Origin of the sequence: Zunongwangia mangrovi (assembly GCF_900112105.1) — a bacterium.
GTDB lineage: Bacteria > Bacteroidota > Bacteroidia > Flavobacteriales > Flavobacteriaceae > Zunongwangia > Zunongwangia mangrovi.
The window spans coordinates 1,248,400-1,268,050 of the sequence record NZ_FOKV01000001.1; the positions used below are offsets into that span (position 1 = coordinate 1,248,400).

The 19,651-nt window shown below is 36.8% G+C and carries 15 protein-coding genes; 8 read left to right on the top strand and 7 right to left on the bottom strand.

Annotated features, from left to right (window positions below):
* Positions 1-39: 39 nt before the first annotated feature.
* The 3 genes from BM201_RS05465 to BM201_RS05475 form a co-directional block, all read right to left on the bottom strand.
* The gene (locus tag BM201_RS05465; RefSeq protein ID WP_175486984.1) at positions 40-1,152 is read right to left on the bottom strand and encodes a GAF domain-containing protein; all 1,113 of its coding nucleotides are present in this window, start codon (positions 1,150-1,152) and stop codon (positions 40-42) included.
* A gap of 118 nt (positions 1,153-1,270) precedes the next feature.
* On the bottom strand, positions 1,271-1,597 hold the full coding sequence (locus BM201_RS05470) for a hypothetical protein (RefSeq protein ID WP_092540336.1): 327 nt from the start codon (positions 1,595-1,597) through the stop codon (positions 1,271-1,273).
* Between the two features lie 109 nt (positions 1,598-1,706).
* The gene (locus BM201_RS05475; RefSeq protein WP_092540337.1) at positions 1,707-2,375 is read right to left on the bottom strand and encodes a M15 family metallopeptidase; all 669 of its coding nucleotides are present in this window, start codon (positions 2,373-2,375) and stop codon (positions 1,707-1,709) included.
* Between the two features lie 73 nt (positions 2,376-2,448).
* Between BM201_RS05475 and BM201_RS05480 the strand changes: the two genes are divergently transcribed.
* The 8 genes from BM201_RS05480 to BM201_RS05515 all read left to right on the top strand — a co-directional run bounded on the left by BM201_RS05480 (position 2,449) and on the right by BM201_RS05515 (position 17,309).
* On the top strand, positions 2,449-3,237 hold the full coding sequence (locus BM201_RS05480; protein WP_092540338.1) for an XRE family transcriptional regulator: 789 nt from the start codon (positions 2,449-2,451) through the stop codon (positions 3,235-3,237).
* 61 nt (positions 3,238-3,298) lie between these two features.
* Positions 3,299-6,070 (top strand): helix-turn-helix and ligand-binding sensor domain-containing protein, encoded by a 2,772-nt coding sequence (locus tag BM201_RS05485; protein WP_092540339.1) that lies wholly within the window; start codon positions 3,299-3,301, stop codon positions 6,068-6,070.
* Positions 6,071-6,310: 240 nt separating this feature from the next.
* Positions 6,311-9,349, top strand: a complete 3,039-nt coding sequence (locus tag BM201_RS05490; RefSeq protein ID WP_245758579.1) for a SusC/RagA family TonB-linked outer membrane protein — start codon at positions 6,311-6,313, stop codon at positions 9,347-9,349.
* 10 nt (positions 9,350-9,359) lie between these two features.
* Positions 9,360-10,856: a RagB/SusD family nutrient uptake outer membrane protein gene (locus tag BM201_RS05495; protein ID WP_092540673.1), complete on the top strand. Its 1,497-nt coding sequence runs from the start codon at positions 9,360-9,362 to the stop codon at positions 10,854-10,856.
* 10 nt (positions 10,857-10,866) lie between these two features.
* Positions 10,867-12,495 carry a hypothetical protein gene (locus BM201_RS05500; protein WP_139219139.1) on the top strand — a complete coding sequence of 543 codons (1,629 nt, stop codon included), beginning with the start codon at positions 10,867-10,869 and terminating at the stop codon, positions 12,493-12,495.
* Positions 12,496-12,509: 14 nt separating this feature from the next.
* The gene (locus BM201_RS05505) at positions 12,510-14,159 is read left to right on the top strand and encodes a family 16 glycosylhydrolase (protein ID WP_175486985.1); all 1,650 of its coding nucleotides are present in this window, start codon (positions 12,510-12,512) and stop codon (positions 14,157-14,159) included.
* A gap of 95 nt (positions 14,160-14,254) precedes the next feature.
* Positions 14,255-16,543 carry a beta-glucosidase BglX gene (gene bglX / locus BM201_RS05510; protein WP_092540342.1) on the top strand — a complete coding sequence of 763 codons (2,289 nt, stop codon included), beginning with the start codon at positions 14,255-14,257 and terminating at the stop codon, positions 16,541-16,543.
* A 1-nt stretch (position 16,544) separates the two neighbouring features.
* On the top strand, positions 16,545-17,309 hold the full coding sequence (locus BM201_RS05515; protein ID WP_092540343.1) for a glycoside hydrolase family 16 protein: 765 nt from the start codon (positions 16,545-16,547) through the stop codon (positions 17,307-17,309).
* Between the two features lie 84 nt (positions 17,310-17,393).
* Here the strand turns inward: BM201_RS05515 and BM201_RS18100 are convergent, their stop codons facing one another.
* The 4 genes from BM201_RS18100 to BM201_RS05530 all read right to left on the bottom strand — a co-directional run bounded on the left by BM201_RS18100 (position 17,394) and on the right by BM201_RS05530 (position 19,611).
* On the bottom strand, positions 17,394-17,546 hold the full coding sequence (locus BM201_RS18100; protein ID WP_175486986.1) for a hypothetical protein: 153 nt from the start codon (positions 17,544-17,546) through the stop codon (positions 17,394-17,396).
* A 32-nt stretch (positions 17,547-17,578) separates the two neighbouring features.
* A complete protein-coding gene (locus tag BM201_RS05520; RefSeq protein ID WP_092540344.1) occupies positions 17,579-17,932 on the bottom strand; it encodes a hypothetical protein in 354 nt (117 codons plus the stop codon).
* A gap of 127 nt (positions 17,933-18,059) precedes the next feature.
* Positions 18,060-18,272, bottom strand: a complete 213-nt coding sequence (locus BM201_RS05525) for a hypothetical protein (protein ID WP_092540345.1) — start codon at positions 18,270-18,272, stop codon at positions 18,060-18,062.
* A gap of 103 nt (positions 18,273-18,375) precedes the next feature.
* Positions 18,376-19,611, bottom strand: a complete 1,236-nt coding sequence (locus BM201_RS05530) for a 3-deoxy-D-manno-octulosonic acid transferase (RefSeq protein ID WP_092540346.1) — start codon at positions 19,609-19,611, stop codon at positions 18,376-18,378.
* Between the last annotated feature and the right edge of the window lie 40 nt (positions 19,612-19,651).

Consider the following 19,651-nt stretch of genomic DNA (forward strand, 5'->3'; position numbering starts at 1 on the left):
GGCGCTTTTTTTTGTGAATCAATTTTATAGAAAATCGTTCTAATAGATATTTTTAAAACTGGTTTTAATTTTTTGATAGTTTTCATTCAACCCTTGAATTTCCCCATCAATCTCTTCAGAAACTATTTTTATATACTTAATGATCTCTCTGTTATTAAGCATGTCCCCATCGTCAGAAACTTCCAGTAAATGTATCAAGCCAAGCATATTTGCTATTGGTCGGCGCATAATATGAGAAATATCGAATATGATCTTCTCTAAAAGTTCCAGATAATTCTTTTTATCGGTGACATCTCTAAAACTGCCGTACCAAACAACTTTTTCACTCGAAGATCTATCGGGGAAAGCCCTGGATTGATGCCAGGCGAAAGTGCCATCTGTCTTTAATACCCTATAAGTAATGTCCCAATCTTTTTTATGCCTTACAGCATCAACAAAGGTATTTTCTACCATTAGACGATCTTCGTGAAATACAAAATCTAAGGCTTTAAAAGGATGATTTTTAAAATCTTCTATTTCTAATTGTGGTAGAAGATCATTTATAGTCTCATTGATATATGTAAAATAAATGTTTTTCTCTTCGTTTAATTCTAACTGAAAAAGAGCATCTAAAGAATGATTACTGAGTTTGTTGAATTTGGAGATGCTTTTTTTAAGCAGGTCATTTTGATTAACATGCTCTCTTTTATGCTCTAGATAATCGATAGTTTGATTGGCGAGAATCTGAAGCGCTTTGATCTGAAGTTTACTTAAGGCTCTTTGCTTTTTGTCGATAACGCATAAAGTGCCAAGAGTGATACCATCTGAAGTTGTTAGAGGTGCACCGGCATAAAATCGAATATTAGGATCACTTTGTACTAATGGATTTGTCTTAAACCGAATGTCTTCTAAAGGATTTTCGACAATAAAGATCTCTCCCGGTTTTTCGATGGCATGTCTACAAAAAGAATTTTCGATTGGTGTTTCATCAAGGTCAAGTCCTATTTTAGACTGAAACCATTGCTTTTCTTTACCAACAAGACTAATTAATGAGATAGGAGTATCACAAATAGCTGCTGCCATTTGGGTTAATTCGTCTAGTATTTTTTCTGAAGCTTTATCTTTAAATATAAAACCGCTTAATAACTCCTGTCTAAGTATTTCCTCTTCCATTTTCCTGAAAAACATTTGTCAGCGGAAAAATAGAAAAAAAATACAATGTATAAAAGTTAAAAAATTAAGCTTATTTTTGATTAAAAGCTAAAAACACCCTATTTAAAATAATAAATTATTAAACCGCTTTTTCTAAATGGGTTGTTTTTTGAGGAAATTGAAATAGATCTTCCTCTTCTGCTTCTTCTGCTTTGATTAAAACGAATTCGGTGGGAGCCGAGTCATTTCGTTTGTAAGCAATTTTTATTTTGTAGTTGAGCGTGCGGTCTTCAGTATAAAAGGCTCCGGTTTTTTTATCAAAACCACCTTCTGTAGTGCAACAGATACTTTTTATTTGGTATTGCTGTACTTTTTCGAGGATTTCTAAATCCAAATCACTTAGTTCGTATCTGTTTTTTAATTGTTGTAGTCGATTTTGTAGTCTCAGAGATTTGACTTTTTCCATATATTGATTAGTTTTCCTCAAAAATAAATGATCATAATTTTAAATTATTATAATCATTTTTAAATATAAGGTTAAAAATCAATAATTTAAGTGTTAATTCTGTTAAAGCTTATTTAATTGTGAAATCGAAATAAGTATCTGGGTAAGGTTCATTTCTTAAAGTATAGTGCCACCATTCTTCACTATACGGTCTAAAGCCATGCTTATGCATAATCGATTTTAGATAATTTCTGTTGGCTTTTTGTTCTTTTGTGATGTTTGTGAAATTGTGATGTGAACGCTCACCGAAATAATCGTAAGTGCCACCCATATCTATTTCTTTAAGCGTATTGGCATCTACTATGGTAAGATCTACAGTGCTACCTCTGGAATGTCCAGATTTGGTAGCGATATAACCTAAATTGAAGAGGTTTCTTTTCTTTTTTTCTGGATAAAACTCCGCTTTTGTTAAAGTATCGCCAGGATGTTTTGCCCATTCGATAAAACTATTCACGGCCGTTTGCGGCCTGTAGGCATCAAAGATCTTAAGGCAGTAACCATCTTTTTCGAGTTCTTGTTGTACTTCGGCAAGAGCTTTTGCAGCCTCAGTGGTGAGAATTACTTTTCTTTTATCGTAACCAGGAACAGGTCTTCCGGTAAAATTACGGTCTCCAAAATATCGAAGTTCAACTTCAATATCTGGAATAAGGTCTGATAAATAAACAAAACCCTCAGGTGGTTGAGCACTTATTAAATTCAAAAAAAAGAATGTACAAATAACGAATATCTTCTTCAGCATAAAATTAGTTTTAATAATTGGAATTAATCCAATTAATTTGCATATTGCATGGAATAATTCCTAACAAAGAATCATGGCAGCATCGTCGATCGAAATTAAGCATTTTAAAGAAGTAAGGGAAGAAAATAATTTTACACAGGCTGAATTTGCAGAGATTTTAGGAATTAAAAATTCAACTGCAGATATAGAGCGTGGTAGAACCAAACTTTCCGGGAAGGTGGTAGCAGAGCTTCTTCGTCAGTTTGGTATCAATCCACTTTGGTTATTTGGCGATAGCGGCCAAAAATACCTTAAGATCTCTAAAGGAGATGTGAGCCCTAAAGTAGTTACTGTAGATCGTGATGGCGATAACGAAAACATTGTGATGGTTAATCAAAAGGCTGCGGCGGGTTATCCTCATAACGTTCAGGATGTAGAGTGGTACACGCAATTACCAGCATTCGAAATCCCGCTACCCGAATTTAGAAATGCAAGTTATCGAGGATTTCAGGTAGAAGGGGATAGTATGCTTCCCAATTACCGCCCGGGCGAATGGGTGATGGCCAAAGGTGTTGGCAGTATGGACGAAGTGAATAATAATCGTGTCTATGTAGTAGTGATGTACGATTCGGTTTTGATCAAGAAAATTCAGCGACTTCCAGATCCTTCAAAACTTTTGCTAATCTCTTTAAACGAGGAATATTTACCTATCGAAGTAAAGCTTGGCGATATTCAGGAATTATGGCAGGTAAATAGTAAACTTACTTTTAATCTCGATAATCCTTCAGAAAATGGTTTGTTTCAGCAGTTACAACAATCTATGGAAGAATTAAAAAGAGAACTGCAGCAATTTAAAAGTAATAATTCACCAAAGCTTTCGTAGGGCATCCCCATCTTTTATTGTAGTTTTAGCAGATTTGATAATTTTACCAAAAGCTATTTCTATGCGTTGGCTATTGTTATTTATTTTTTGTCTTCCGTCTTTAATAATAAGTCAGGAATTACCGCCAATCACCAATTTTGATACTAAAACGTATAATGCCGGTAACCAGAACTGGATGGTTAGCGAGGCGAATAATAATTGGATGTATTTCGCCAATAATTCTGGACTTTTATCGTATAATGGCGAGCAGTGGGGCCTTTACAAAATGAAGGATGGTAGCCCGGTACGTTCAGTAAAGGTAGTGGATAGCTTAATTTTTACCGGTGCTTACATGGATTTTGGTTATTGGAAACCTAATGCCTATGGAAAACTTGATTATACTTCACTTTTAGATAAATTACCTTCAAAAATAAGAGATGGCGAGCAGATCTGGCATATCGAAGAATTTGGTAATTATATCATTTTTCAAAGTTTAAGCAGGATCTTCAGTTATCATATCGAGGATAAGTCTATCAACATCATCGATCTGGGTAAAACTATCTCTAATCTATATAAAGCGAATAATACCGTTTATTTTCAGGTTGCCGAAGATGGCTTGTACGCGATAGAAGATTCTGGAATCGAGCGTAAAGTAGACTTCGAGCAAATAGGAGTAAAAGCGATTATTCAGATCTTTGAATGGAATGATATAAAAGTAGCGGTTACACGAGATGATGGGCTATTTTCTTTTGGAGATAACAAGTGGGAAAAACTGAGTATCCCAAATTATCCAATTTCATCTAGTTTTTTTTCTGCGGAATATACTAATGACGATCAGCTAGTTTTAGGAAGTATAGGTGATGGGTTGTTTATCCTGAATTTGCTTCGGGGAGAAATTCAGCAAATCGTTCAGCCGAATATTCTTAATAATACAGTCTTGTCGTTGTATGAAGATAAAGCAGGCCATATTTGGTGTGGTTTGGATAACGGAATTAGTCTTATCGAAAAAGACAGCCAGTTTTCTATATTTTCAGATATTACCGGTAAACTGGGAACGGTGTATTGTAGCATCATGTATAACGAGCAGTTGTACCTGGGGACCAACCAGGGATTATATAAAAGAAATGTAAAAGCTGGTGATTTTAATTTGATCGATGGTACAAGCGGGCAGGTTTGGAGTTTAGCCGAATATAATGATCAACTTTTTATAGGGCACGATCGTGGTACTTTTATCATAAAGAACGATCAGCTTGATTATATTTTTGATGGTTTAGGAACCTGGCAGGTAATCCCTTTCAAAAACGGATTTATACAAGGGCATTATAATGGTCTTAGTTATTTCGAAAATGAGCAAAGCTTCAATGATATCGCTTACTTAGATGGTTTTAATCTTTCTTCCAGAAATATTTTAAATTTCAATAACAGTGAGATTTGGGTTGGTCACGATCACAAAGGTATTTTTAAATTAACGCCAGATATATCCAATTTCAGTATTAGCGAGACAAAAAAATATCCTGTGAAATACGAAGATGCTTCGGGGATTAAATTATTTCGATTTAATGATGATATTTATTATTCTACCGCAAGTAACATTTTCAAGTATGATCGAAGTTCAGATGAGTTTGTTTTAGACAATGAATTACAGCGCACATCCAAAAATTTTAAGCGTAGCTCTGGGATTTCGCAGGTAACTAAGGATGGTAAATGGTGGTCATTTTCAGAAAATGAGATTTATTATACGCAAAATGACGCTTTTCAGGAAGGATTGAATATAGAAACAATTCCTTTATCCTATGAGTTTAGAAATATATCGAATGGTTTTGAAAATATATCTGAAATCAACGAAGATCAATATTTAGTAGGTAGCAACCACGGATATGCGATTTTTAAAACGCCTTTTTCTAATCCTGAAATTCCTGAACTGGAAATTAATAAGGTCGAAAACGCTAACAAGGGCTTAAATTATGTAGAAATCGATAAGAATACCTCTAATCCTGAATTTAAGAATGCTGAAAATTACTTCAAATTTTATTTTAATGCGCCAGTTTACCAAAAATTTGCAAATATAACTTACAGCTATCGGATTGAAGGTTTTACCGAAACCTGGACACCTTTCAAATCAACAAGTACGGCTAGCTTTGAAAATTTGCCCTATGGCGATTATCAATTCCAGGTAAAAGCAAAATACGACAGACAAGAAACTAATACAGCTACCTATTCATTTTCGATAGAAAAGCCCTGGTTTTTATCGAATCTTGCTGTTTTTGTTTACATAATAATTTTTGTGATCATTCTGTTTGTTACGCATCATTTTTATACGCGCTATTATAATAGGAGACATGAAAAAATGATCAGTGTTCAGAAAAAGAAAGCTGAAATGCAACAACTGGAAGCCGAGCAGGAAATTATGAAACTTAAGAATGAACAATTAGAAGCTGATGTTTCTTCAAAAAACAGGGAGCTAGCTGCATCTACAATGAGTATCATCAGAAAAAGTGAAGTGCTTAATCAAATTAAAGATGAACTTACAGCCGTTTCGAAATTAGAGGATATTAAAGCAGTGCTTAAAACGATCGATGATAATATCAATGAAGAAGACAACTGGAAGTTCTTTAAAGAAGCTTTTGATAATGCAGATAAAGATTTCTTGCAGGCTGTAAAAGCAAAACATCCCAATTTAACATCTAACGATCTTAAGCTTTGTGCTTACCTAAGACTAAATTTATCTTCCAAAGAAATAGCGCCACTTCTTAATATTTCTGTTAGAAGTGTAGAAATTAAACGATATCGTTTGAGGAAAAAGATGAATTTAGCTCATGGCGAAGGTTTGGTAGAGTACATCTTAAGCTTCTAATTCCTTTACAAGTGTAAAATTTGCCTCAACATTACCTCAACATTAGCTTATTTTTCTCATTGTCTGTGTTTTAAGCAATCATTTATAAATTCATTGTAATCGCTATTTATACAGGTGTTTATTGATGATTCTTCAATTTTAACACTGTAATTTTAAAATGTATACTTTTTGTAAGGGTTAGAAATTCGTTTTAAGCTTCCATTAAATACTAATTTGCGTACCAAACAAAACAATCAACAAATGAATAGAGTACTGTTACTTATTTTATTTTGTATGCTTTCATTTGGCATACACGCTCAAACGTTTTCGGTTTCGGGTACAGTTTCAGAAGATGAAACACAAATGCCATTACCCGGTGTTAACGTCGTAGTGAAAGGAACTACCAATGGAGTAATTACAGATTTTGATGGTAATTATTCTATAGAGAATGTTTCTACAGGAGATGTGCTTGTATTTTCTTTTATTGGATATACAAGTAAGGAAGTTACCATTACCAATCAGGAATCTATTGATGTGATTCTGGCGGTCGATTCTCAGGCGCTAGATGAAGTATTGGTTATTGGATATGGAGAACAAAGAAAACGAGATATTACGGGAGCGGTTTCTAATGTAGGAGCTGAAACCATTTCTAAACTGGAACCTGTAAATGCTGCTCAGGCTTTACAAGGTACAACTTCAGGTGTAAACGTTACGCCAACGGGAGGTTCTCCAGGAGCAGAATCGAACATCAGGATTCGTGGAATTTCAACAAACGGGCAAAACAAACCACTAGTAATTCTGGATGGTTTTCAATACGAAGGAGGTTTAAATAGCATAAACCCTCAAGATATCGAAAACATCACCGTACTAAAAGATGCTCAGGCTGCTATTTACGGTACCATAGGTGCGAATGGTGTTATCTTAGTGACTACAAAATCTGGTAAGAAAAATCAGAAAGCAAAGGTTTCTTACGAGGGTTATACCGGTATCCAGGAAACTACCAGAAAATTACCCGTTTTGAATGCTACAGAATATGCACTTATCTTAAACGAAAGCTATGCTAATGCAGGGCAATCTTTACCATTCCCTAATGTAAATGGTCTTGGTGCTGGTACAGACTGGCAGGATGAAGTTTTTCAGGAAGCGATGGTAACAAGCCATAATCTTTCTATAGTTGGTGGGGAAGAGAAGATCACTTATTCTATTGGTGCTTCAAATTTAAAGCAGGAAGGTATCATTTCTCCTGAAAAATCACAATTTGAACGTAGTACTGCCAAGGTAACTTTAAATGCAGATCTTACCGATAAGCTTAATGTTCAGACAAAGTTATTTTATAATAGTACAGAGAGTAGTACGGTAAACAGCTTTAGTTTAGGGTCTGTTCTATTTAATGCAGCGAATATTGCGCCAACGATAGATCCTTCAGTAAGTAATTTAGACGGACAAATAAATCTTGGAAACGAGGTGGTAAACCCATTAACACAACTAGATAATACGTACAATAAGTATATTACCAATCGTTTAAGTGGTACTGTGCAGGCAAGTTTGGACTATGCTACGAATCTAAATCTACAGGCTCGTATTGGTTTCAATACAAGCAATACTAAGAATAGAGAGTTTACACCTCAATTTAATTATGGTACTGGTAAGATCTATACCAATGCGAATAGTTCGGTCACTTTAGGAAAGATAAACGATAACGATTATACATTCGATCTTTTTAATACTTACGAAAATACATTTGCAGATGCTCACGATGTAACCTTTTTGGTAGGGATGACGGCTTACGAAACTAATGGTGAAGGTCTTTATGGATCAAGAACCGGAGTGCAGGCCAATAGCTGGGAGTTTGCAGATCTTAGTAGTGCAAATGGTACTGGGGAAGAGCAAACAAACTCATCTTATTCCTATAAATTAAGAAGGCTGTCTTATTTTGGACGTATTCAGTATGCATTTCAGGATAAATATTTATTATCTGCAATGTTACGTCGTGATAGTTCAACCAAGTTTGGACCAAATAATCGTGTAGCTTATTTTCCATCGGCAACTGCGGGTTGGGTAATATCAGAAGAAAACTTCTTTAACGAAGATGGATTCCTTAATTTCTTAAAACTACGTGGTAGTTACGGGGTGTTAGGAAACGATCAAATTCCAGATTTTGGATATTTAGCTTTGCTAAATGGTGAAGCAACTTATGTGCTTGGCCAAGAGCAATTATTAGTAAATGGTCGTGCCTTAGGACAATTAGCAAACCCAAATTTACAATGGGAAGAGGCGAAGAAATTTGATGTTGGTTTAGATGCTAACTTCTTAGACAGAAAATTCGAATTTACAGTAGATTACTTTATTAATAATCGTGATAATTTATTGATCTCTAATATTCCGGTTTCAGGAATTTATGGAGTTGGAGCTCCTGCTTCGGGAAGTCCAACCATCAATGCAGGTTCTGTAAGAAACGCTGGATGGGAATTTGCTTTAAGTTATAATAACAAGTTTAACGATGACTTTTCTTTAAATGCTTCATTCAACGTAAGTACCCTAGAGAATGAAGTTACTCAGGTAAACGGAACCGATTTTATCGAAGGTGGAAACTTTGGTGTAGGTCAGCCTTTAATTTCAAGAATGGAAGAAGGTAAACCAATTGGTTATTTCTATGGATATCAAACCGATGGGATCTTTCAAAATCAAGCTGAAGTAGATGCGCATCCTTCTCAATTAGCTTTAGGTGCAGAGGCAATGCCTGGAGATATTAGATATCGTGATCTAAATGGAGACGGAGTGATAGACAATAATGACCGTACAGATTTAGGTAATCCAATTCCAGAGGTAACCTTAGGTTTTAATTTTGGCTTCAACTTTAAGAATTTTGATTTCGCAACCTATATGTTCTCTAACCTGGGGAATGATATTGTGCGTAACTACGAAAGAGATCAGCCAAATGTAAATAAAATGAGTTACGTGTTAGATCGTTGGACGGGTGCTGGTACAAGCAACACTGTTCCAAGAGTAACTACAGCAGCGACAGCAAACAAAGTATTCTCAGATTTTTATATCGAAGATGGTTCTTTCGCAAGAATCCAAACCGTGAGTTTAGGATACACGATTCCGTCTGAATTTACTCAGAAGGTTTCTATTGATAGATTCAGAGTTTACGGTAAAGTAGATAATGTTTACACGTTTACTGAATATTCTGGTTACGATCCTACAGCTTCAACAGGAGCGCCAATTGGTGGAGGGATCGATCTAGGTTTCTATCCATTACCAAGAACGTATATGTTAGGTGTAAATCTTGAATTTTAAAAAAATGATGATGAAGATAAATATCAAAAGAAATATAATTCTGGCAGCAATTGCCGCTTCGCTGGGGATTACTTCCTGCGGAGATGATTATGTAGAAGTAGATCCGCCATACGGGATTAACTCAGATTCTTACTTCACTACAGAAGATGATTATTATAATGCATTAATAGGAACTTACGATATTCTACAAAGTACTTATGTAAATGTGATCTTAGGAGAAATAGCATCAGATAATGCTAATGCAGGTGGAGAAAGTGCAACAGATGTAATTGGCTGGCAGCAGGTAGACCGTATGCAGCATACCCCGGTAAACGATAATCTTGATGATATTTGGGACTGGAATTTTGCAGGTGTTTATCGTGCAAGTTTTGTGTTAGAAAATGCCGATAATATCGATTTTGAAGGTAAATCTCAATTATTAGCCGAGGCTTACTTTTTAAGAGCTTATTTCAATTTTGAATTATTAAAGTGGTTTGGACCAATTCCAATTAAACCTGAAGGACGTTTTACTTTAGGTGAAGCGCAAACTATTCCAAGAGCTTCCAGAAGTGAAGTTTATGCCCTAATCGAGCAGGATTTGGCATACGCCGAAGAAAATTTAGCGGTAAATGCTCCAGAAGTTGGTCGTGTAACCAAAGGTGCTGCGCAGGCTTTACTTGGTAAAGTGTATTTATATCAGGATAAATTCTCTGAAGCTACAACAGAACTTCAAAAAGTGATCAATTCTGGCCAATATCACCTTTATGGTACTCAGGGTAGTGAAAACTATGAAAATCTTTTTGAGTATTCTGCAGAGAATAGCGCCGAATCTGTTTTCGAAATTCAATATACAGGTACAGAAGGTGCAGGTTTCGAATGTTTACAATGTAGTGAAGGAAATGTAATGGTTGGATTTAGCGGGATCCGTGGATATTCTGGTCCTGTTTTCGAATCTGGTTACGGTTTCAACCTTCCTACAGAAGAAGCTTATAATTCTTTTCAGGATGGTGATCTAAGACAGGATGTTAGTGTTTTAGATATCGAAGCTTGGGCTTCAGAAACTGGAGCTTCTTATAATATAGGAAACCAGGATGAGGTAACTGGTCATACCGGCTATTTCAACCGTAAATATTTACCACGACAAAACGATAATCTTGGGGATGCTAATTTAACGCAACCTAATAATTATAGAGCGATAAGATATGCAGATGTTTTATTAATGGCTGCTGAAGCTTTAAATCGCGGCGGTATAGATGATGCTCAGGCTAGAACATACTTAAATATGGTAAGAGATCGTGCAGGTTTAGATGCAGTAGATCTTACCGGTTCTGCACTTACCGAGCAAATTTATCAGGATAGAAGATCTGAAATGATTGGAGAGGGACATCGATTCTTTGACCTGGTAAGAACAGGTAGAGCCGAGCAGTTTATCGATGGTTTCACAGCAAATAAGAACGAGGTTTTTCCTATTCCGTTAGAAGAAATACAATTCGCTCAGGGTAACTGGGATCAAAACACTGGTTATTAAAATATAGATTATGAAGAATTATATAAAATCAATTATAGCATGCTTTTCTTTTCTTCTATTATTATCATGTTCAGATGATGATAGTCTGGAAAGCGTAGAAATTGCAATGCCATCAGATATCTCTGCTAAGTTTACTGTAAAGCAGGATAATTCTGGTGAAGTAAGCATATTGCCTTCGGCTACTGGAGCAAATATGTTTAGTGTAGATTTTGGAGATGGTAGCGAAGTTTCAGATTCATTTGCTCCCGGTACTCAGGTAGACCATACGTACGCTGAAGGGCAATACGATGTAACTATCTATGCGATGAACCTTAATGGAGAGGTTGCTGAAGCTTCTCAATCTTTAAACGTTTCGTTCTTAGCTCCAGAAAACCTGGAAGTAACGATCACACCAACTCAAACAAATCCTTACGAGATTACAGTGAGTGCAACAGCAGATAATGCTTCGGGTTACGAGGTTTATTTTGGTGAAATAGCAGATGAAACTCCTGTGTTATTGATGCAGGGAGAAACTGCAGCTTACGAATATAGTGATGTAGGGACTTATACAGTACGAGTAGTCGCCTTAAGTGGAGGGGCTGCAACTACAGAGTATACAGAAGAAGTTGTTATCGATGGTGCTAGTGGAGCGGTAGCATTCCCTGTAACTTTTGACGATGCAACAGTAGACTATCAATTTGTAACCTTTAATGGAGCAAGTTTCGAAGTAGTTAGTAATCCTCAACTATCAGGAATTCACAATGTAGAAACTAATGTTGGAGCGATCACTAATTCTGGTAACGCTTACGAAGGTGGATCTTTCAATTTAGGTGAAGCCTTGGATTTCAGTGGGGACAATAAACTAATTACACTTAAATTTTATTCTGAAGTTTCTGTTCCTATTCTTCTAAAATTAGAAGGCGGAGTTAACGGTGAACGTCAAAACGAAGTGGTCGTAACTCACGGCGGTACAGGATGGGAAGAACTTACTTTCGATTTTAATACAGCTACGAAAAGTTACATCGACGGTAGTCAGGGAGTTGGCGAAGCATTTGTTCCAACTGGCCAATACGGTACAATAACTATGTTTGTTGATGGTCCTGGTGAAACAAGCGGTACATTCTATATCGACGATCTTATGCAAACTAATGGAGCAGTTTCCGGCCCGCAGGCTGCTGCACCGGTTCTTTCTTTAGATGCAGTAAATGTGATCTCTTTATTCAGTAATGCATACTCAAATGTAAATGTGAATACCTGGAGAACAGATTGGTCTGTAGCCGAATATGAAGAAGTAAGTATAGAAGGCGATGCTGTTAAAAAATATTCCGCTTTAGATTATGTGGGTATAGAAGCAACTTCACCAATGATCGATGCTTCTGCAATGACGCATTTTCACGTAGATGTATGGTCTTCAGACTTTACTGAATTCCGAGTAAAACTGGTAGACTTTGGAGCAGATGCGGCTTATGGTGGTGGCGATGATGTAGAACACGAACTGGCATTTTCAGCTCCGGCGCAAGGCGAATGGGTAAGCATGGATATTGCTTTAAGTGATTTTACCAATCTTGTAACTAAGGGACATATCGCTCAGATCATATTCTCTGGAAATCCTACGGGACAGCATACGGTTTATATCGATAATGTGTATTTCCATAATTAAAAATTAGACGTAAAATGAAGAATTTTAAATATATACTAGGCCTTTTGATCATTCTTGGTAGCTTTTTACAAAGCTGCCAGGATGATGATCACGACTTTGGAGAAGTCGTGGCGCCCTCAAATCTTTCTTTAGAAGCAACTATTGTTAATGCAGATGCTGATAATCCTTATGGAGACGGTAGTGGGCAGGTGCAGTTTGTGGCTTCAGCAGAGAATGCGATAAACTACAAATTCGCTTTTGGAGATAATACTTCAACTAATGTTTCAGATGGTAATGTAATGCATTCGTTTACTTCAACAGGGGTAAATGAGTACGTGGTGACCGTGATTGCTACAGGTACAGGTGGTACGGCATCTTCAATGACAACTACAGTAACTGTGTTTAGCGAATTTGATGATCCAGAAACCAAATCTTTATTAACAGGGGACGATACTAAAACATGGTATGTAGCAGCTGCACTACCAGCTCATTTAGGAGTTGGGCCGGTGGAAACGGTAACACCAGATTATTATGCTGCTGCACCGTTCGAGAAAACAGGAAATCCTTGTTTCTATGACGATATGATCACTTTTAGTTTAGATGCTAATAATAATATCGTATTCGATCATAATAACAACGATGCTACATTCTTTAACGTAGATTTCTTAAGCGTTGGTGGTGGTGGCGGTTCAGAAGATCAATGTCTTTTATTTGATACTTCTGGCAATAAATTCGTAAATCTGGCTTCAGCGCAATCGGGCTTGGGAGAAGATGTTTCTACCGGCACGCAAATGATGATCTCAGATGGTGGTTTTATGTCCTATTACATAGGCACAAGTACTTACGAGATCTTAGAGATTACAGACGATTATTTACATGTACGCGGAATTCCTGGTTCTAATCCTGCATTAGCATGGTACATAAAATTCACTACAGATCCTGAAGGTGGTGCTGGCGGAGGAAACCAATCTGCTGAAGGAAGTGAGTTAGAAACTGAATTCGAAAACCTTGTTTGGGAAGAAGAATTTGAGGGTGCTTCTTTAGATGCCGATAGCTGGAATATCGAAACCGGTAATGGTGATAATGGTTGGGGAAATAACGAAAGCCAGTCTTACACGGCAGATAATGCAGTAGTAAGTGACGGTACTTTAAAAATCAATGCGATTGCCGAAAATACAAATGGATTTGATTATTCTTCAGCAAGAATAACTACGATGGATAAACAGGAGTTTGAATATGGTAGAGTTGAGGTGCGAGCTAAGCTTCCTTCTGCTGCCGGGACCTGGCCTGCTATCTGGATGCTGGGATCTAATTTTGCTGAAGTTGGTTGGCCAAATAGTGGAGAGATCGATATTATGGAGCATGTAGGTAACGATCTTGGAGAGGTTTTAGGTACACTTCATATGCCAGGAAACTCTGGTGGAGAAGGAATTTCTAAAGGAACTGAAGTTGAAAATGTGGAATCTGAATTCCATACCTATACTCTAGAGTGGACTGCAGATCATATTCTTTTTGCTGTAGACAATGTAGTGTTTCATGAATTTGAGAATAATGCAAGTACACCATTCAATCAGCCATTTTTCTTAATTCTGAATGTGGCCATGGGCGGAACGCTAGGAGGAGCAATAGATCCTGATTTTACTCAGGATACTATGGAAGTAGATTATGTGAAAGTTTTTCAATAAAGAAAATACATAATTTCAGGTTAGATTTTTAATGAAATAGGGGTTGCCTGGAGGTTAATCTGTTCTTCCTCGTAGCCCTTATTTAATTTTTGGATATGAAAAAAAGACTAGCAATAATAGGAGTATTTCTGTCATTAGGTTTACTGGCATTCTCCACCTATAAAAAGCCTGTGGTAAAATCTACAGATCCAGCCGATATAGAGCAAAAAGTAGATTCGGTTTTGGCTTTAATGACGCTCGAAGAAAAAATCGGGCAGATGGTACAATATAACGGAAGCTGGGATGTAACCGGTCCCGCTACCGGAACAGATAACGAAAAGAAACTCGAGAATCTTAAAAATGGTCTTGTTGGTTCTATGCTTAACGTGACTTCTGTAGAGCACACGCGTGAAGCACAAAAGATCGTGATGGAAAATAGCCGACTTAAAATTCCGTTGATTTTTGGTTATGATGTAATCCATGGGTATCAAACTATGTTTCCTGTGCCGCTTGGCGAAAGTGCAAGTTGGGATCTGGAATTGATGGAGAAAACGGCAAGAGTTGCGGGTAGAGAAACTGCAGCTGCCGGAGTTCACTGGACGTTCGCGCCAATGATGGATATTTCTCGCGATGCCCGTTGGGGTAGAATTATGGAAGGTGCCGGGGAAGATCCTTACCTGAATTCGAAAATTGCTGTAGCCAGAATAAAAGGTTTTCAGGGGGACGATCTTTCAGATGCTAAAACTATTGCTGCCTGTGCCAAGCACTTTGCTGGTTATGGTTTTGCTGAAGCTGGTAGAGATTATAATACTGTAAATGTTGGAATTTACGAGTTAAATAATACAATCTTGCCTCCGTTTAAAGCGGCTGCAGATGCAGGTGTCGCAACTTTTATGAATTCATTTAACGAAATAGATGGAGTGCCGGCAACGGCAAGTACCTATTTACAGAGAGATTTGCTTAAAGCTGATTGGGATTGGGACGGATTTGTAGTTTCAGATTGGGGCTCTATAACCGAGCTTATTCCGCATGGGGTTGCAAAGGATAAAAAAGCTGCTGCAAAATTAGCGGTAAAAGCTGGTAGCGACATGGATATGGAAGGTGGCGCGTACGAGTCTTCTTTAAAAGAATTGATCGAAGAAGGTAAAGTTGATGAAAAATTGATTGACGATGCAGTAAAACGAATTCTTCGAGTAAAGTTCAGATTAGGGCTATTTGATGATCCTTATAAATATTGTGATGAAGCTTTCGAGGAATCTGAATTATATTCTGAAGCTAATCAACAAGTCGCTTTAGAAGCCGGGAAAAAATCGATCGTTCTTTTAAAAAATGAGAACGATATTTTACCAATTTCAAATTCGATAAAAAACATCGCTGTTATTGGGCCACTGGCGAACGATAAAGATTCGCCGCTTGGGAATTGGAGAGCACACGCTGTGGAGAATTCGGCTGTTTCAGTTTTAGAAGGGATTAAAAATCATGCACCAAAAGGTGTAAAAGTATCTTATGCTGAAGGTGCTAAGCTTTCTACAGGAGATCGTTCGTTCTTAAATCCTATGACCTTTAACGAAGATGATAAAAGTGGTTTTGCTGAAGCTGAAAAATTAGCAAAAGCATCAGATTTGGTGGTTTTGGTTGTTGGTGAAGATGCTTTTCAAACAGGAGAAGGGCGTAGCCAGGCAAATGTTGGATTTGCCGGAGTTCAGGACGCTCTTATTAAAACTATTCAAAAAGCGAATAAAAATGTAGTGATGGTTTTAATGAATGGTCGCCCAATGGATCTTAATTGGAGTGCTAAAAATGTTCCTGCTATTGTAGAATCTTGGTTTTTAGGTTCACAACATGGTAATGCGGTGGGCGAAGTTTTATTCGGTAAATACAATCCTTCTGGGAAATTACCGGTTTCTTTTCCGCAGAATTCAGGAATGGAACCTTTGTATTATAACCAAAAAAGCACCGGTAGACCAGATGGTGGCGCCCAGGTAACCTACTCTCATTACACAGACTCGCCAAGAGAAGCTTTGTTTCCTTTTGGATTCGGACTTAGTTACGCTGATTTTGAATACGATGACATCAAATTAAGTGCTGATTCATTTTCTGAAAATGGAGAAATAGAAGCTACAATTTCAGTAAAAAATACAGGGGAAATGGCCGGTGAAGAAACCGTTCAACTGTATTTGCATGATCTTGTAGGAAGTATTACAAGACCAAATCTAGAATTAAAAGCTTTTGAAAAAGTTTCTTTAGCGCCAGGAGAAAGCAAAACCGTGAAGTTTACTATCGATAAAGAAATGATCACATACTTTACGGCTAATAAAAAATGGGAAGCTGAAGCCGGGGATTTTGAAGTGATGATTGGTGGAAATTCTGTAGATCTTAAAAAAGCTAATTTTGAATTTAAATAATATGAAGACAAGATTAGCGATTTTAGGACTGGTTTTTCTGAGTTTGCAAAGTTGCGATGCTCAGGAAAAAGAATTGATCTGGGAAGAAAATTTTGATGGAGATAGCTTAAATATGGATTATTGGAGCTATGAGAATGGTGATGGCTGCCCTGATATTTGTGGTTGGGGAAATAACGAACGCCAGGTTTATCGTCCGGAAAATCTTGAAATTAAAGACGGCATGGCGGTAATTACTGCTGAAAAAGACGGTGACGATTATTTCAGTTCTCGAATAAATACCAAGGAAAAGTTCAAATTTCAATACGGAACCATAGAAACCCGAGCTAAAGTTCCTGGTGGACACGGAATTTGGCCGGCGATCTGGATGCTGGGTGATAATATTGGCGAAGTGGGCTGGCCTGCATCCGGAGAGATCGATATTATGGAATATGTAGGTCGAATGAAAGACACGTTACATACCACTTTACACACACCTGCGACGCACGGCGATAACGCCAGTACTAAAGTGACGAAAATCGATAATGTAGAAGACGATTTTCATGTGTATAAAGTAGAATGGTCTAAAGATGAAATTGTTTATTTTATCGACGGAAAAAAAGTATATACTTTTTCACCAGAAGTGAAGGACGACGAGCATTATCCTTTTAGACATAAATTCTATTTTTTACTGAATATGGCGATTGGTGGAAACTTTGGCGGTCCCGAGGTAGATGACAGTATTTTTCCTACTAAATTCTATATCGATTATATAAAAGTGTATCAATAATCTGATATTAAGAATAAAAAAAGCCCTTTCAAAACTGAAAGGGCTTTTTTTTTGGTTAGTAAGTTGATTGTTAGTCTTTGTGTCTTAATCTACCGCGTCTTCTACAGCATCACCTGCATCATCGGCAGCTTCTTCTACGCTATCTGCAGCTTTTTCTACACCAGATTTTTCCTCTCGGCAAGAAGTAAGTACAATAGTTGTTACAAGTGCGGCAAAAATAATTAAGGCTCTTTTCATAATATTAAGTTTTGGTTGGTTATTTATAATTCTTAGTAGTCGTCTGATCCGTCAATTTCGTCTTCAACTTCTTCTGCAGCATTTTCAGTTTCATCTGCAGCGGTATTAACCGCATTTCCAGTCTCATCTACCGCAGTATTTACAGCGTCGCCAGTTTCGTTAGCTGCATTGTTAACTGCATCGCCAACATCCTGTCCCGCTTCTTTTATATCGTTGATAACTCCATTATCGTCATCATTGTAATCGTCCATTTCATCCTCCTGGTCTTCAACCATACCGTCGTTTAATTCGGTATCATCAGTGTTGTCTTCTGCGGTTTCTCTACAAGAAGTTACTGTAAAAGAAATGGTTAAAAAAGAAGCTAATATTAAAAAGTATCGTTTCATAGTTTTTTGATTTATTAGTTTAAAATAAAAGTATAATCTAATTGAACAGGCTTGCTAAAAATTCTTGTAAAATTTTACTAAGACTGTTTTAAAACACGGTACAAATAAAGGTTTTTGTTAAATCTCCTTAATTATCATCACCAATTTTATCGATCTCCTCGTCGATTTCTTCATTTACTTTTTTGTCTACCTTTTTAGCGGTACGTTCCAAAACTCCTTCGTTTTCGGTTTTTTCGACTTCAACTTCTTTTACAACGGTTTTTTGAGGTTCTTCACGGCAAGACAAAAAAGTCGTTGCACTTATTGCCATAAATCCACCTAATAAAATTAATCGTTTCATGATTTTTAAATATTGTTGTACAGGTCGAAATTACGACGAATAAATTTTTATCGATATTTTTTAAATGAATTTTAGTAGAAAGTCTTAAAATACACTCAAAAAATTAATGTTTTTGGTCTAGATAGGAGAGAACAGTGCGAGTTGCACCTGTGTTACTGTTTATAAAATGGCCGCTAATCATCCCCGTTTTAGATCTATATTCTTTGTCTTCTACCAGTTTGGTCATTGTTTGGGATAATTCTTCTGCGGAAGCAACCGAAAATAATCCAGCAAGTTGCTGAAGTTGTTTAGCTTCAGGAAATTTTTCGAAGTTCTTCCCAATAACAATAGGAACACCAAAAGTTGCAGGTTCTAAAATGTTATGAAGGCCGCTTGTGCCTGCTGCGCCGCCAACATAAGCAATGTCTGCGTAGCTGTAAACTCTTGTAAGCAATCCAATAGTGTCGATAATTAAAACCTGATATTCGTTAATTTCAGTATCTTTTTTTTCTGAAAATAAGATCGTTTTTTTAGCAATTTGAGCTTTTAATTTTTCGATCTTTTCAGACTTTATTTCGTGCGGAGCGATGATGAATTTTACATCTTCAGAAGCATTATTGATAAAATCCAGTAAAAGTGCATCGTCTTCTGGCCAAGTGCTTCCGGCAACGATACAGGTTTTGTTTTCTTTGAATTTTGCTACAAATTCAAGCTGATTATCATATTCTAATTGTCTCGCAACTCGATCAAAACGAGTGTCACCGCTTACCGTGGTATTTTCAATATTAATTGTTTTTAAAAGCTGTTTTGAAGATTCATTCTGAAGAAAAATATGTTCAAAAACCTGAAGTGCCTGTCTAAATAAACTTCCGTAGGGCTTAAAATAGATCTGGTCTTTTCTAAACGCACCAGAAATTAGAAATGTGCGAATATTGTGCTTTTTTAATTCTTTTAAAAAGTTAGGCCAAATGTCATATTTGATAAAAAAGGCAAGCTTTGGTTTTACTGTCGATACAAAGCCTTTTGCATTTTTTGGAGTGTCTATTGGTAGATACACGATCGCATCTGCCAAAGGGTGTTTTTTCTTGTTTTCATAGCCAGAAGGCGAATAAAAACTAACCAAAATCTTATAATTTGGATATTGGTTTTTTAAAGCTTCCATAATAGGAACAGCTTGCTCAAATTCTCCCAAAGATGAGGCGTGAAACCAAACCCAATCTTTAGAAAAATCAATCTTTTCTAATTGCTGAAAAACCTGTTTTCTACCCTCTACAAATAGTTTGAGTTTTGGGTTAAACATGGCCGGCAAAGGAAGCGCCGCTTTGGTTAAATAAGTAAGTAAATTATAAATGCCTCGCAAAACAAAGAATTTGGATTACAAAAGTAGGGGTTTCCTTAAA

Excerpts from the sequence above, each read along its gene's own strand:
- BM201_RS05465 (WP_175486984.1), bottom strand. The coding sequence starts at position 1,152 with ATGGAAGAGGAAATACTTAGACAGGAGTTATTAAGCGGTTTTATATTT.
- BM201_RS05470 (WP_092540336.1), bottom strand. The coding sequence starts at position 1,597 with ATGGAAAAAGTCAAATCTCTGAGACTACAAAATCGACTACAACAATTA.
- BM201_RS05475 (WP_092540337.1), bottom strand. The coding sequence starts at position 2,375 with ATGCTGAAGAAGATATTCGTTATTTGTACATTCTTTTTTTTGAATTTA.
- BM201_RS05480 (WP_092540338.1), top strand. The coding sequence starts at position 2,449 with ATGGCAGCATCGTCGATCGAAATTAAGCATTTTAAAGAAGTAAGGGAA.
- BM201_RS05485 (WP_092540339.1), top strand. The coding sequence starts at position 3,299 with ATGCGTTGGCTATTGTTATTTATTTTTTGTCTTCCGTCTTTAATAATA.
- BM201_RS05490 (WP_245758579.1), top strand. The coding sequence starts at position 6,311 with ATGAATAGAGTACTGTTACTTATTTTATTTTGTATGCTTTCATTTGGC.
- BM201_RS05495 (WP_092540673.1), top strand. The coding sequence starts at position 9,360 with ATGAAGATAAATATCAAAAGAAATATAATTCTGGCAGCAATTGCCGCT.
- BM201_RS05500 (WP_139219139.1), top strand. The coding sequence starts at position 10,867 with ATGAAGAATTATATAAAATCAATTATAGCATGCTTTTCTTTTCTTCTA.
- BM201_RS05505 (WP_175486985.1), top strand. The coding sequence starts at position 12,510 with ATGAAGAATTTTAAATATATACTAGGCCTTTTGATCATTCTTGGTAGC.
- bglX (WP_092540342.1), top strand. The coding sequence starts at position 14,255 with ATGAAAAAAAGACTAGCAATAATAGGAGTATTTCTGTCATTAGGTTTA.
- BM201_RS05515 (WP_092540343.1), top strand. The coding sequence starts at position 16,545 with ATGAAGACAAGATTAGCGATTTTAGGACTGGTTTTTCTGAGTTTGCAA.
- BM201_RS18100 (WP_175486986.1), bottom strand. The coding sequence starts at position 17,546 with ATGAAAAGAGCCTTAATTATTTTTGCCGCACTTGTAACAACTATTGTA.
- BM201_RS05520 (WP_092540344.1), bottom strand. The coding sequence starts at position 17,932 with ATGAAACGATACTTTTTAATATTAGCTTCTTTTTTAACCATTTCTTTT.
- BM201_RS05525 (WP_092540345.1), bottom strand. The coding sequence starts at position 18,272 with ATGAAACGATTAATTTTATTAGGTGGATTTATGGCAATAAGTGCAACG.